The sequence below is a fragment of the Candidatus Phytoplasma fraxini genome (assembly GCF_038024965.1).
In the GTDB taxonomy this organism is placed as follows: Bacteria; Bacillota_I; Bacilli_A; order Acholeplasmatales; family Acholeplasmataceae; genus Phytoplasma; species Phytoplasma fraxini.
In genome coordinates, this window is sequence record NZ_CP146843.1 from 271,552 (window position 1) to 285,564 (window position 14,013).

8 protein-coding genes, 12 tRNA genes and 3 rRNA genes are annotated in these 14,013 nt (G+C 31.2%); 22 read left to right on the forward strand and 1 reads right to left on the reverse strand.

Annotated elements, in window-relative coordinates; all coding sequences use genetic code 11:
* Window positions 1–132: 132 nt before the first annotated feature.
* The 18 genes from AADV48_RS01480 to smpB all read left to right on the forward strand — a co-directional run bounded on the left by AADV48_RS01480 (window position 133) and on the right by smpB (window position 8,699).
* Window positions 133–1,667: ribosomal RNA gene (locus AADV48_RS01480) — 16S ribosomal RNA — on the forward strand.
* 83 nt (window positions 1,668–1,750) lie between these two features.
* Window positions 1,751–1,827 (forward strand) — tRNA-Ile (locus tag AADV48_RS01485).
* A gap of 81 nt (window positions 1,828–1,908) precedes the next feature.
* Window positions 1,909–4,763, forward strand: a 23S ribosomal RNA gene (locus AADV48_RS01490).
* 44 nt (window positions 4,764–4,807) lie between these two features.
* Window positions 4,808–4,922, forward strand: a 5S ribosomal RNA gene (rrf, locus tag AADV48_RS01495).
* Together the 16S, 23S and 5S rRNA genes with 12 tRNA genes alongside form the textbook arrangement of a ribosomal RNA operon.
* A 7-nt stretch (window positions 4,923–4,929) precedes the next feature.
* Window positions 4,930–5,005 (forward strand) — tRNA-Val (locus AADV48_RS01500).
* Window positions 5,006–5,035: 30 nt separating this feature from the next.
* A tRNA-Thr gene (locus AADV48_RS01505) sits at window positions 5,036–5,111 on the forward strand.
* Between the two features lie 7 nt (window positions 5,112–5,118).
* Window positions 5,119–5,194: transfer RNA gene (locus AADV48_RS01510), tRNA-Lys, on the forward strand.
* Between the two features lie 39 nt (window positions 5,195–5,233).
* A tRNA-Leu gene (locus tag AADV48_RS01515) sits at window positions 5,234–5,319 on the forward strand.
* Window positions 5,320–5,323: 4 nt separating this feature from the next.
* A tRNA-Ala gene (locus tag AADV48_RS01520) sits at window positions 5,324–5,399 on the forward strand.
* A gap of 89 nt (window positions 5,400–5,488) precedes the next feature.
* Window positions 5,489–5,566 (forward strand) — tRNA-Met (locus tag AADV48_RS01525).
* 3 nt (window positions 5,567–5,569) lie between these two features.
* A tRNA-Ile gene (locus AADV48_RS01530) sits at window positions 5,570–5,647 on the forward strand.
* A 21-nt stretch (window positions 5,648–5,668) separates the two neighbouring features.
* Window positions 5,669–5,757 (forward strand) — tRNA-Ser (locus AADV48_RS01535).
* 39 nt (window positions 5,758–5,796) lie between these two features.
* Window positions 5,797–5,873, forward strand: a tRNA-Met gene (locus AADV48_RS01540).
* Between the two features lie 39 nt (window positions 5,874–5,912).
* Window positions 5,913–5,988, forward strand: a tRNA-Asp gene (locus AADV48_RS01545).
* A 19-nt stretch (window positions 5,989–6,007) separates the two neighbouring features.
* A tRNA-Phe gene (locus tag AADV48_RS01550) sits at window positions 6,008–6,083 on the forward strand.
* A 152-nt stretch (window positions 6,084–6,235) separates the two neighbouring features.
* Complete coding sequence (locus AADV48_RS01555) at window positions 6,236–7,531, forward strand: hypothetical protein (protein ID WP_341266825.1); 1,296 nt, start codon at window positions 6,236–6,238, stop codon at window positions 7,529–7,531.
* 76 nt (window positions 7,532–7,607) lie between these two features.
* Window positions 7,608–8,135: an inorganic diphosphatase gene (locus AADV48_RS01560; protein ID WP_341266826.1), complete on the forward strand. Its 528-nt coding sequence runs from the start codon at window positions 7,608–7,610 to the stop codon at window positions 8,133–8,135.
* A gap of 117 nt (window positions 8,136–8,252) precedes the next feature.
* The gene (gene smpB / locus AADV48_RS01565) at window positions 8,253–8,699 is read left to right on the forward strand and encodes an SsrA-binding protein SmpB (protein ID WP_341266827.1); all 447 of its coding nucleotides are present in this window, start codon (window positions 8,253–8,255) and stop codon (window positions 8,697–8,699) included.
* Window positions 8,700–9,216: 517 nt separating this feature from the next.
* On the opposite strand, the gene AADV48_RS01570 is transcribed toward smpB, so the two are convergent.
* Window positions 9,217–9,423 (reverse strand): hypothetical protein, encoded by a 207-nt coding sequence (locus tag AADV48_RS01570; protein WP_341266828.1) that lies wholly within the window; start codon window positions 9,421–9,423, stop codon window positions 9,217–9,219.
* A gap of 422 nt (window positions 9,424–9,845) precedes the next feature.
* Here AADV48_RS01570 and eno point away from each other — a divergent pair, with 422 nt between their 5' ends.
* The 4 genes from eno to AADV48_RS01590 all read left to right on the forward strand — a co-directional run bounded on the left by eno (window position 9,846) and on the right by AADV48_RS01590 (window position 13,833).
* A complete protein-coding gene (gene eno / locus AADV48_RS01575; RefSeq protein ID WP_341266829.1) occupies window positions 9,846–11,138 on the forward strand; it encodes a phosphopyruvate hydratase in 1,293 nt (430 codons plus the stop codon).
* A gap of 13 nt (window positions 11,139–11,151) precedes the next feature.
* Window positions 11,152–12,714, forward strand: a complete 1,563-nt coding sequence (gene gpmI / locus AADV48_RS01580; protein WP_423064656.1) for a 2,3-bisphosphoglycerate-independent phosphoglycerate mutase — start codon at window positions 11,152–11,154, stop codon at window positions 12,712–12,714.
* A gap of 152 nt (window positions 12,715–12,866) precedes the next feature.
* A complete protein-coding gene (locus AADV48_RS01585; RefSeq protein ID WP_341266831.1) occupies window positions 12,867–13,073 on the forward strand; it encodes a 6-phosphofructokinase in 207 nt (68 codons plus the stop codon).
* Complete coding sequence (locus tag AADV48_RS01590) at window positions 13,060–13,833, forward strand: ATP-dependent 6-phosphofructokinase (RefSeq protein ID WP_341266832.1); 774 nt, start codon at window positions 13,060–13,062, stop codon at window positions 13,831–13,833. Before AADV48_RS01585 ends, AADV48_RS01590 begins: the two co-directional genes overlap by 14 nt.
* Window positions 13,834–14,013 lie beyond the last annotated feature (180 nt).

Consider the following 14,013-nt stretch of genomic DNA (forward strand, 5'->3'; position numbering starts at 1 on the left):
TTCAAAAAATAAATTAATTAAATTTATTTTTTGAACTTTATTTTGAATATTTATTTCTTTGAAAACTGAAGATGATATTTATATAAAAATTTAATTAAACATTTTAATTTTATTATTATGAAATTAAAATATAAAACAAAGAGTTTGATCCTGGCTCAGGATGAACGCTGGCGGCGTGCCTAATACATGCAAGTCGAACGGAAACCCCTCAAAAGGTTTTAGTGGCGAACGGGTGAGTAACACGTAAGTAATCTACCTTTAAGACGAGGATAACAACCGGAAACAGTTGCTAAGACTGGATAGGAAATAAAAAGGCATCTTTTTATTTTTAAAAGACCTTTTTCGAAAGGTATGCTTAAAGATGAGCTTGCGCCACATTAGTTTGTTGGTGGGGTAATGGCCTACCAAGACGATGATGTGTAGCTGGACTGAGAGGTCGAACAGCCACATTGGGACTGAGACACGGCCCAAACTCCTACGGGAGGCAGCAGTAGGGAATTTTCGGCAATGGAGGAAACTCTGACCGAGCAACGCCGCGTGAACGATGAAGTATTTCGGTATGTAAAGTTCTTTTATTGAAGAAGAAAAAATAGTGGAAAAACTATCTTGACGTTATTCAATGAATAAGCCCCGGCTAACTATGTGCCAGCAGCCGCGGTAAGACATAGGGGGCGAGCGTTATCCGGAATTATTGGGCGTAAAGGGTGCGTAGGCGGTTAGGAAAGTCTATAATTTAATTTCAGTGCTTAACGCTGTCTTGTTATAGAAACTACCTTGACTAGAGTTAGATAGAGGCAAGCGGAATTCCATGTGTAGCGGTAAAATGTGTAAATATATGGAGGAACACCAGAAGCGTAGGCGGCTTGCTGGGTCTTGACTGACGCTGAGGCACGAAAGCGTGGGTAGCAAACAGGATTAGATACCCTGGTAGTCCACGCCGTAAACGATGAGTACTAAGTGTCGGGATAAAACTCGGTACTGAAGTTAACACATTAAGTACTCCGCCTGAGTAGTACGTACGCAAGTATGAAACTTAAAGGAATTGACGGGACTCCGCACAAGCGGTGGATCATGTTGTTTAATTCGAAGATACACGAAAAATCTTACCAGGTCTTGACATGCTCTGCAAAGCTATAGAAATATAGTGGAGGTTATCAGGGACACAGGTGGTGCATGGTTGTCGTCAGTTCGTGTCGTGAGATGTTAGGTTAAGTCCTAAAACGAGCGCAACCCTTGTCGTTAGTTACCAGCACGTAATGGTGGGCACTTTAACGAGACTGCCAATTAAACATTGGAGGAAGGTGAGGATTACGTCAAATCATCATGCCCCTTATGATCTGGGCTACAAACGTGATACAATGGCTGTTACAAAGAGTAGCTGAAGCGCGAGTTTTTAGCCAATCTCAAAAAAGCAGTCTCAGTTCGGATTGAAGTCTGTAACTCGACTTCATGAAGTTGGAATCGCTAGTAATCGCGAATCAGCATGTCGCGGTGAATACGTTCTCGGGGTTTGTACACACCGCCCGTCAAACCACGAAAGTTAGCAATACCCGAAAGCAGCAGCTTAACTTCGCAAGAAGAGGGAACTGTCTAAGGTAGGGTTGATGATTGGGGTTAAGTCGTAACAAGGTATCCCTACCGGAAGGTGGGGATGGATCACCTCCTTTCTAAGGATAATACATAAATTCATCATCTTCAGTTTTGAAAGACTTAGATTGAAAAAATAAGTTTTTCTTTTTTAAGCACCAAAGGGCCTATAGCTCAGTTGGTTAGAGCACACGCCTGATAAGCGTGAGGTCGGTGGTTCAAGTCCATTTAGGCCCACCAATAGATTAATATAAACGGTCCTGCTTAAAAGAAAGTTCTTTGAAAAGTAGATAAATATAGCTTTTAAATTCTCTTCATAAAATTGAAGAAAGTAAGGGCGTACAGTGGATGCCTTGGCACTAAGAGCCGATGAAGGACGCAATTAACGGCGATACACCATGGGGAGTTGTAAATAAATGGAGATCCATGGGTTTCCGAATGGGGCAACCTACTACAATAAACTTGTAGTTTTTTGATTTAATATCAAAAAGGGAACGCAGTGAACTGAAATATCTAAGTAACTGTAGGAAAAGAAAGTAATAACGATTCCGTCAGTAGCGACGAGCGAACGCGGAAAAGCCTTAGATACTAATACTAGTTACAAAATAAAAAGTTACTTGAAGTTTTTGGAAAGAAATACCATAGAAGGTGATAGTCCTGTAAAGAAAAACTTTTTATCTAGAGTATCTTACAAAGTACGGCAAGACACGAGAAATCTGGTTGGAAGACGGGAGGACCATCTCCCAAGGCTAAATACTTCTTAGTGACCGATAGTGAACTAGTACCGTGAGGGAAAGGTGAAAAGAACCCCGGGAGGGGAGTGAAATAGATCCTGAAACTGTATGCCTACAATTAGTCAGAGCTCGTTAAGGAGTGATGGCTTGCCTTTTGCAGAATGAACCGGCGAGTTATGATATAGAGCAAGGTTAAGTTTGAAGGAACGGAGCCGCAGCGAAAGCGAGTTTGAATAGAGCGTTTAGTTGTATGTCATAGACCCGAAACTGAAGTGAGCTAGCCATGAGCAGGTTGAAGTGTGATTAATCTCACATGGAGGACCGAACCAGGATACGTTGAAAAGTATTTGGATGACTTGTGGCTAGGGGTGAAATTCCAATCGAACTCAGAGATAGCTGGTTCTCCCCGAAATAGCTTTAGGGCTAGCGTTGATTCAAAAGATTTTCATGAAGGTAGAGCACTAAATGAGTGATGGCCTCATCTCGGGGTACTGAACTCAATTAAACTCCGAATGTCATGAAAATAAATCAGCAGTCAGACTATGGGTGATAAGGTCCATAGTCAAAAGGGAAAGAGCCCAGACCGTCAGCTAAGGTCCCTAAATTAATGTTAAGTGGAAAAGGAAGTGAAGACGTTAAAACAGCTAGGAAGTTGGCTTAGAAGCAGCCATCTTTTAAAGAGTGCGTAATAGCTCACTAGTCTAATGACTTCGCACCGAAAATTTATCGGGGCTCAAACATTATACCGAAGCTACGGATATTAACTTAAATGTTAAATATGGTAGGGGAAGCGTTCTGATGTCAGTGAAGCCATAGCGGAAGCAGTGGTGGAGAAATCAGAAGTGAGAATGCCGGTGTAAGTAACGAAAAGATAGGTGAGAATCCTATCCGTCGAAAACCCAAGGTTTCCAGGGGCAGGTTCGTCCGCCCTGGGTTAGTCAGGTCCTAAGGCGAGGTAGAAATACGTAGTCGATGGCAAGCAGGCGAATATTCCTGCACTAAGAAAACAACTGATGGAGGGACAAAGAAGGCTAGGCATGCCCTTTATATGGATTAGGGTAGAAGGATCAAGTTTGAGAAGACAGGCAAATCCGTTTTCTTATTCTAAAAAATGAGATCCGAAAGTAAAATGACCGAAGTCATACTTTCAAGAAAAGCTTCTAGGGTTAATTGTTTTTTTACCTGTACCGTAAACCGACACAGGTGGGATGGTAGAGTATACTAAGACGCGCGAGAAAACTCTTGTTAAGGAACTCGGCAAAATTGCTCCGTAACTTAGGGATAAGGAGAACTTTTACGTAAAAAGTAAAAGTCACAGAAAAGAAGCCCAAGCGACTGTTTATCAAAAACATAGGTCTCTGCTAAACCGCAAGGTGATGTATAGGGGCTGATGCCTGCCCGGTGCTGGAAGATTAAGAGGAGATGTGTTAAAGCATTGAATTGAAGTCCCAGTGAACGGCGGCCGTAACTATAACGGTCCTAAGGTAGCGAAATTCCTTGTCGGGTAAATTCCGACCCGCACGAAAGGCATAACGATTTGGGCGCTGTCTCAACAAGAGTCTCGGTGAAATCAAATTATCGGTGAAAATGCCGATTACCCGCGACAGGACGAAAAGACCCCATGGAGCTTTACTGTAGCTTAATATTGAATTTGAGAAATTGATGTACAGAATAGGTGGGAGACTGAGAACTTTAGACGCCAGTTTAGAGGGAGTCACCTTTGGGATACCACTCTTCAATTTTTTAGTTTCTAACCTGCGTAAGTGTATTACGAGGGACAGTGTTTGGTGGGCAGTTTGACTGGGGCGGTCGCCTCCTAAAGAGTAACGGAGGCGTTCATAAGATTCCCTCAAAATGGTCGGAAATCATTTAGAGAGCGTAAAGGCATAAGGGAGTTTGACTGCGAGACCTACAAGTCGAGCAGGGACGAAAGTCGGACTTAGTGATCTTACGATACCGAATGGAAGGGTCGTAACTCAACGGATAAAAGCTACCCTGGGGATAACAGGCTTATCGCTTCTGAGCGTTCACAGCGACGAAGCGGTTTGGCACCTCGATGTCGGCTCATCGCATCCTGGAGCTGAAGAAGGTTCCAAGGGTTGGGCTGTTCGCCCATTAAAGCGGAACGCGAGCTGGGTTCAGAACGTCGTGAGACAGTTCGGTCTCTATCCGTCGTGGGCGTTGGAAATTTGAAAAGAGCTGTCCCTAGTATGAGAAGACCGGGATGGATATACCTCTGGTGTTTCAGTTGGTTCGCCAGGACCATAGCTGAGTAGCTATGTATAGAAAGGATAAACACTGAAAGCATCTAAGTGTGAAGCCTCCTTTAAGATGAGATTTCCCTATGAGATCCCTGAAAGACTAACAGGTTGATAGGTCAGAGATGTAAGAAGAGTGATCTTTTGAGTTGACTGATACTAATAGATCCATTGACTTTGATTTTATAAAAGAATGAAAAAAGTTGTATTTATCTAGTTTTGAAAGATCCTTGGTTATTTATAAAAGGGGAAACACCTGTTCCCATTCCGAATACAGTAGTTAAGTCCTTTTAACCTGAAGATAGTTTTTGATTTCAAAAGCAAAAATAAGATTAGCCAAGGTAAACTTTAGAGGATTAGCTCAGTTGGGAGAGCGTCTGCCTTACAAGCAGAATGTCGGGGGTTCAAGTCCCTCATCCTCTACCAATATTGATAATTTAAATAATAAAATGAAAAGCCAAAATAGCTCAATTGGTAGAGCAACTGACTTGTAATCAGTAGGTTACGGGTTCGATTCCTGTTTTTGGCACCATCATTATGTCCCGTTAGCTCAGTTGGTAGAGCACTTGACTTTTAATCAAGGTGTCAAAGGTTCGAGTCCTTTACGGGACACCATTTTTAAATTGATTTTTCAAATAAAATAATTTATTGATTGCCTGGATGGTGGAATTGGTAGACACGTGGGACTTAAAATCCCATGGTTAACAGCCGTGCCGGTTCAATTCCGGCTCTAGGTACCATGATGGGGTTTTAGCTCAGTTGGTAGAGCACCTGTCTTGCACACAGGATGTCAGCGGTTCGAATCCGCTAAACTCCACCATTTTATTAAATTTTATAATAATAAATAAGATTTAATAGTTTATAATATAATGAGAACAACAATATAAAAAAATAATTTAATAAACTAAAGGCGGTGTAGCTCAGTTGGTTTAGAGCACACGGTTCATACCCGTGAGGTCGAGGGTTCAAATCCCTCTGCCGCTACCAATTGGACCTGTAGCTCAGTTGGCCTAGAGCTACCGGCTCATAACCGGTTGGTCGTAGGTTCGAATCCTACCAGGTCCACCACTATTATTTTCAAAGATTGTTGGAGAAATACCCAAGTGGTTTAAGGGACCAGTCTTGAAAACTGGAAGGTCTGAAAGGATGCGGGGGTTCGAATCCCTCTTTCTCCGCCATGTTTGTTAACATAAGAATTATATTGTTTTAAAAATGATCGCGGGATAGAGCAGATTGGTAGCTCGTCGGGCTCATAATCCGAAGGTCGGAGGTTCAAATCCTTCTCCCGCAACCAACAAAAATTAATAATATTAAAATAATGAATAATTAAAGAGGTCTGGTGGTGTAGCGGTTAACATGCTTGCCTGTCACGCAGGAGATCGCGGGTTCGAATCCCGTCCGGACCGCCATTTTATTGTATTAAAAAGTGGCTCTGTAGCTCAGTCGGTAGAGCAGTGGCTTGAAGAGCCTCGTGTCGGCAGTTCGATTCTGCCCGGAGCCACCATTTTATTAAAATTTATATTTTTTGAAGTTATTTTTTTTAAAAAAATTTTTATTATATTTTTTATTTTTTCATTTTTAGATATTTATTTCATTTCTTAATATACAAACATGATATAATAAAAACATGATATAGATGCGGGTAGAAATAAAGGATTGAAAAGAAAAAAATTTTTTTTAAAAAAAATCAATTTTGTTACATTGTTTTTGATTTTATATTTTATACAAATTAATTTTATTTGTATAAAAGCAATTGAAAATAATGCAAATTTAGAAGTTAGCGAATTAACGCAAACTCCTTCTAAAGAATATGTTGAAAAAATTAAAGAAAAAAAAGATGTTTTAAATGACAAATTAAAATTTCAAGCAAATTCAATTGTTTTTAAAGATTTAAAAGTAAATGATAAATCAGTGACTTTTGATGTCGCTTTCAATAATAAAAATGAAGAAATAGAAATTTTAACAAAAGCATATAAAAAAGATTTAAATAAAAAACATCTTGTTATAGGTTGGAAACATGATTTAGGTTCTTTTTTTTCTAAAAAAATGAGATTGTTTTATAATATTAATGAACAATCTAGAACTGTTTCTTGTTCTTCTTTTCAAGAAATTTTAAATTTTAAACAAATTATATTTAATTTATTAGAACATCATATTCCTAAAATAGAAATTTTGTTTGATTTTTTAGATATTTCAGGTTTAAAAGAAGAATTTATAGATGATAAATATGCTAAAATAGGTTTAGAGAGTGTTTCTTTTTATTCTTTGTTACAAAAAAATCCTGAATTAGGTTATTTTTATTTTCGAGATAAAGATAGAAAAAAAATTAATTCTGTTAATATATCTTTTTGTAATTGCAAAATTTCTGGTTATTCAATTGTAGATTTAATTTTTGAGGTAATTAATTTTAAAAATGAAGATTTAATTGTTTTTAAACAACATTTAAATTCTTATATTGAACATTTAACTCAAATAGATAAGGAAGAAATATCGCAAAAGGAAATTGATATTTTGATTGAAGATTTTTTAGAAAGCATTATTAAAATCGATGATATTGAAATTTTAGATAAACATTTTCTTTTACATTTGATAAGAAAATTATTTAGTATATTTATACCTAAATTTTTCTCTTTGCATAATTCAGTAGATTATAAGAAATCTAAACCTTTACAAGAGATGAAGTTAGAAATATCTTCACAAAAAGAACATCAAACTGTAGGTTTTTTATTACAAATTCAAAAAGCTAATGACAATGTTTTTTATCTTTGTTTTTATGAAATTTTTCAAGATGAGGAAAAACTAGAAGACAAATTTGAATTAATAGATAAAATTTTGATTTTAGATTTACAAACAAAAGAATATTTATTTTTTAATCATTTGTCGATAGACATAAAAAAAAATAAAAATATTTTCTCAAACAATATTAACTTATTTGGACTTAAAAAAATATAATTTGATATGTTTTTATTATTTTAAAATAGATTAATGTTGATTTTTTTGTTTAAATGAAATAAAGGAAATTTAATATATGAATTGTTTAAAAAAAATAAATCTAAAAAGAATTACTGAAAATGATTTTCTCGTTTTAATTGAGATTTCCAAAGGTAGTAATAAAAAATTTGAATTAGATAAAGAAACAGGTTTACTAAGTTTAGATCGCATTTTAAATACTTCTTTTGTTTATCCTGCTAATTATGGTTTCATTCCTTTAACACATTCTGATGATAATGATCCGTTAGATGTTTTTGTTTTATCTCAAGAAGTATTAGAACCAATGGTTCTTGTAAGATGTAGACCTATCGGAGTTATTAAGATGATGGATGACGGTGAATTAGATGAAAAAATACTTGCTGTTCCTATAAAAGATTCTTTTATGATGGAATGCCAAGATATTAAACATATTTCGAATTCTATTTTAAAACAAATTGAACATTTTTTAATTCATTATAAAGATTTGGAACAAAAAAAAGTTGTTATAGAAGGAATATATGGTAAATTTCAATCATTAAGTGTTATTCGTAAATGTTTAGATAAATATCAACAAATCCAAAAGTAATAATTGTATTTATTTTAAAAAATATATTTTGTATAAAATACTTAACAAAATCAATTATTTAATTAATACTTAATTAAATAATTGATTTTTATATTTCAAAAAAAGTGATTGAAAATAATGATAAAAACAATTTTAATTAATAAAAAAGCTTTTTATGATTATTTTTTAGAAAAAAAATATGTTGCCGGGATTAAATTATTAGGTAATGAAGTAAAAGCTATTAGATTGAAAAAAGTTAATTTAGATAATGCTTATGTTAATGTTGAAAATGACGAAGTTTTTGTTTTTAATATGTTTATTGATAAATATGTATTTTGTAATACGTTTGATTATGATGACAAAAGAAAAAAAAAATTATTATTAAAAAAAAGAGAAATTTTGCAAATCAAAAATAAAATCCAAATTAAAGGTTTAAGTGTCGTCCCTGTTAAAATTCTTTCTGATAGAAATTTGTTAAAATTAGAAATTTATTTGGTTCGTGGCAAGAAAAAATATGATAAAAGAGCAGTTTTAAAAAAAAGAGATGATGATGCCAAAATTAAAAAAACTTTATCGTATTTATAAATTGTTAAAAAACAATAAATATCCTAAATTTTTATAAATTTTTAGATTTATAATGTTGTTAAATTTGTCTTAAATTCAAAATTATGATATTTTTTTCAATAAAAAAACTTTAAAGTTTTTATAATTTAAAATCTTTTTTATTGAAAACTAAAAAATTATTAATTTTGTAAAAAAAATTTAAAAATAATAAATATTAAAAAAATATTTTATTTAAATATTCTTTCTGATGAATATTTTTTAGACTCAAATTTTTTTGTAACTCCATATCTTCTCTGAAAGAAAGTTGTTTTTGATAAATTAATTTATATTTTTCAAAATAATTTAAATATTTAATAATTAAATTTATAAGATTAATTTTTTTAATTAAATAAGTTTTATTTTTGTATTGAATTGAATTATTTTTATTTTGATTTCGATATTCCCAAATATAATATAAAAAAACAATAGATCTTTTTTTATTGTTTAAGATCTTTTTGTTTTTTTAATTTAAATTACATAACTTGTATGATTTTATTTATTATTTTTTTGGTTTAATAAATCGAGAAATTTGTTGATTTAACATGTTTATATAATCAAACCATTTCAATAACCAATTATCTAAGTGACTTTTAGATGTTTTTAAATTTGCTGGTGGAAAGTCTAAAATGAATTTGTATAAAATAGCTCCTACAAAAATTCCTATAAATATGCCTGATAATAAAATTATTAATTTATTTATAAACATTATTAAACCTCTTTTATTATTAGATTTTTAATATTTTTATGAATTGTTAATTTTTTTATTAAATTTTTTATTTTTATGATCTTTTTTATAAAATTATTAACATTTTTTATATAATTATTAATTTTTTAAGATCATATATAATTTTAACATATATTATATATATTATAAATTGTATAAAAAAGTTCATAAATTAATGTTAAACACTACACAAATTTTAAAATATATTTTTACATGTTTATTGATGAATTTATTAATGTTTAGTATTATATTTATAATATTTATTTTTATTTTAATAAATAAACAGTTTATTTTTTTAAAATATTCGCAAATTATTATTATAATAACAATGTATTTGGATAATTAGAAAAATGTTTTTTTATAACTATTTATTTTTCGTAATTTTAAAAAGGAGTTTTATACGGATGTCATGTATTGATAAAATTTTTGCTCGTGAGATTTTAGATTCTAGAGGTAATCCTACGATAGAAGTAGATGTTCATACTGTATCAGGATTTTTAGGTAGAGCTATTGTTCCTTCGGGAGCTTCTACAGGAGAACATGAAGCAATAGAATTAAGAGATAATGAATCTAAAAGATTTTTAGGCAAAGGTGTTTTAAAAGCAGTCGAAAATGTATCCAAAATTATCGAACCTAACTTAAAAAAAATTTCTGTTTTAGAACAAAATTTGATTGATAAAATTTTGATTGATTTAGACGGAACGTATAATAAATCTAAATTAGGAGCTAATGCGATTTTAGGAGTTTCTTTAGCGTGTGCGAAAGCAGCAGCAAATTATTTAGGTTTAGAATTTTATGAATATATAGGCGGTATTCAACCTAAACAAATGCCTGTACCTATGATGAACGTTATCAATGGTGGTGTTCACGCTTCTAATAATGTTGATTTTCAAGAATTTATGATTTTACCTACTAATTTTTCTACTTTTAAAGAAGCTTTACGTTGTGGCGCTGAAGTTTTCCACCATTTAGGTAAAATTTTAAAACAAAAAAACTTACCAACTACTGTCGGAGATGAAGGCGGTTATGCACCTGATTTAAATTCTAACGAAGAAGCTTTACAAAATATTATTCAAGCAATTACGAATGCCGGTTATAAACCTGGAAAAGATGTTTTTTTAGGTATGGATGTTGCTGCTTCTGAATTTTATGATAAAGATCAAAAAAAATATGTTTTAGCTTCGGAAAATAATAAAATTTTTGATAGCGAATCATTAGTTGCTTATTATGAAAAATTAGTAGACAAATATCCTATTATTTCTATCGAAGATGGATTAGATGAAAACGATTGGGATGGATGGAAAATTTTAACAAAAAAATTAGGTCATAAAGTTCAATTGGTCGGTGATGATTTATTTGTTACTAATGTTAATAAATTAGCACAAGGGATTGACAATAAAATAGGAAATTCCATTTTAATTAAATTAAATCAAATAGGAACTTTAACAGAAACTTTAGAAACTATTGAAATGGCTAAAAAAGCTTCTTATACAGCTGTTATTTCGCATCGTAGTGGCGAAAGCGAAGATACTACTATTGCTGACTTAGCTGTTGCTACTAATGCAGGCCAAATAAAAACAGGTTCTATTTCAAGAACTGATAGAATTTCTAAATATAATCAATTATTAAGAATAGAAGAAAAATTAACAAATGCTCCTTATTTAGGGTTGAAAACTTTTTATAATTTAAAAAATTAATTTTTTATTATTTATGAGAAATAAAAAATTAATTAAAAGTGAGGTTTTTTTGAATAAATTTGTAGGTTTAATTATTTTGGATGGTTTAGGATTATCATCTCAAAAAGAAAATAATGCTTTTTATTTAGCTAAAACTCCTTATTTAGATTATCTTTTGGCTAATTACCCTAATACTACTTTAAAAGCTTCTGGATTAGAAGTTGGATTACCTAAAGGTCAAATGGGTAATAGTGAAGTAGGACATTTAAATTTAGGATCTGGCAGAATTATTGATCAATATTTAACAAAAATAAATAAATCTATTGATGATGAAACTTTTTTTGTTAACAAACAATTTTTAAAGTCAATAAATCATGCTAAAAAACATAATAGCAAAATACATTTATTAGGTTTGATTTCGGATGGTGGAGTTCATTCTTATTTGAAGCATTTTGAATCTTTATTAGATTTGATGAAAAAGCATCAGGTAGAGGATATAACATATTTACATGCGTTTACAGATGGAAGAGATACCGATCCTTATTCAGGTTTAAAGTATATGCAACAAATTTTAAATTATGGTTTTAAAGTCGCTTCTGTAAGTGGTAGATATTTTGCTTTAGATCGTGATAATAATTGGGAACGTATTAATTTAGTGTATAATATGTTAACTTCTAGCCAAGCACTTATAATTAAATCTCCTTTAGAAGGAATTCGTAATTCTTATAAAGAAGGTGTTAGTGATGAATTTATAAAACCTTTTATTATCGATAAAACAGGACTTATAGAAGATAATGATAGTGTTATTTTTGTAAATTTTCGCTCTGATCGTATTGCTCGATTAGCAGTTGCTTTATCTAATTCTTCAATGACTTCACATTTTCAAACTATAGGCAAACAATCTTTTCAAGGCATAAAAATACTAAAAAATCTTTTTGTAGTTTCTATGACGTTTTATTCTCCATATGTTTCTGGTGTTGTTGCTTTTGAAGCAGATAATTTAAAAAACATTTATGGTGAAATCATTTCTGTTAATGGACTACGTCAATTAAGAATTGCTGAAACAGAAAAATATCCACATGTGACTTACTTTTTTGATGGTGGAAAAGAGCAAAAATTTTTGAATGTCGATAATATTTTAGTTCCTTCTCCAAAAGTCAAAACTTATGATTTAAAACCAGAAATGAGTGCTTTTTTAGTTGCTGAAAATGCAACAAAAGCTATTTTATCTGAAAAATATCAAACTATGATTTTAAATTTTGCTAATCCAGATATGGTAGGTCATACTGGCTCTTTAGAAGCAACAATTAAAGCTGTTGAAACAGTTGATCAATGCTTAAAAGAAGTTATAAAAGCTATTTTAAAAATTGGTGGTATTGCTTGTGTAGTCTCTGATCATGGTAATGCTGAACAAATGGTAGATGATGCAGGAAAACCGCATACTGCGCATACAACTAATCCAGTGCCTTTTATTGTAATTAATAAAACTTGTAATTTAAGAACTGGTTATTTATGTGATGTTGCTCCTACTTTATTGGAGTTGCTTGATATTCCAAAGCCTAAGGAAATGAAAGGCAACAGTTTAATTTTAAATTAATTTAAAACTTTATTTATATAAAGAATATAAAAATTGAGATAATTATAATATTATTAAATTTTGTGATGAATCTCAGAAAGTATTTTTTGAATAAAAAAATATAATTTTTTAATAATATTAAGATAAATTTAATAAAAAAGGAATTATTTTTAATGACGAATAAAGAAGAAACTCACAAAATAGCAGTTTTAACTTCGGGCGGTGATTCACCAGGAATGAACAGCGCGATTAGAGCTATTTTGTTGTCATGTGAAAAAAAAAATTATGTAGTATATGGTATTAAAGATGGGTATTTCGGATTATATCATGATTTAATAGAAATATTAAATTTTAATACCTTTTCCATTGTGTACTATTAATAGAGCAGGAACTTATTTAGGAACAACTCGTTTTTTACCTTTTCAACAAGATTTAAGTGTACGTCAAAAATGTGTTAAAAATCTACAAAACAAAGGGATTAATAAATTAATTATTATCGGCGGTGATGGTTCTTATCGTGGAGCTATGAAATTAGAAGAATTAGGTATACAATGTATAGGGGTTCCAGCTACTATTGATAATGATATTCAAAAAACAGATTTAACAATCGGTTTTAGTACAGCTGTTAATAATGTATTGGACGCTATTGAAAAAGTACGTGATACTTCTTTATCTCATAATAGATGCACTCTTATTGAAGTCATGGGGCGTAATAAAGGTGATTTAGCTTTATATGGTGGACTTGCTACATGCTCAGATATTATTATCACAAAAGAAAATCTTATATCAAAACAACTTATTTTAGATAAAATTAAAAATTTCAAAATACAAAATAAAAGACATGTTATTATAGTTGTTACTGAACATATATTTGATGTTTATAAATTAGCTAAAGAAGTCGAAAGTTATAGTGGATTCGAAACAAGAGCTCAAGTTTTAGGGCATATACAAAGAGGTGGTACGCCTACTGTTGAAGATCGTATTTTAGCAACACAAATGGGAAATTATGCTGTAAATTTATTAAAACAAAATATTCATAATTGTGCTGTTGCCATCCAAAAACAAGAAATCATTCATATTGATTTTAATAATATTTTAGATGTTTCTAATGTTCGTAATAAACTTTATGATATTCTTTAACATTTATAATAAAAAAATTATTTTTTTAAGAAAAAAATTAAAAGTTAAATTAATTTAAAAATATTATTTATTTGTTAAATATATTCGAAAGAATTTATTTTGAATAAATCCAAATATTTGTATATTATTTGAATAAAATTATTTAGATTATTTTATTAATTAAAAAAATATTTGAAAGGG

Coding starts and splice junctions, on each gene's coding strand:
- AADV48_RS01560 (WP_341266826.1), top strand. CDS start 7,608: ATGAATTGTTTAAAAAAAATAAATCTAAAAAGAATTACTGAAAATGAT.
- smpB (WP_341266827.1), top strand. CDS start 8,253: ATGATAAAAACAATTTTAATTAATAAAAAAGCTTTTTATGATTATTTT.
- AADV48_RS01570 (WP_341266828.1), bottom strand. CDS start 9,423: ATGTTTATAAATAAATTAATAATTTTATTATCAGGCATATTTATAGGA.
- eno (WP_341266829.1), top strand. CDS start 9,846: ATGTCATGTATTGATAAAATTTTTGCTCGTGAGATTTTAGATTCTAGA.
- gpmI (WP_423064656.1), top strand. CDS start 11,152: ATGAGAAATAAAAAATTAATTAAAAGTGAGGTTTTTTTGAATAAATTT.
- AADV48_RS01585 (WP_341266831.1), top strand. CDS start 12,867: ATGACGAATAAAGAAGAAACTCACAAAATAGCAGTTTTAACTTCGGGC.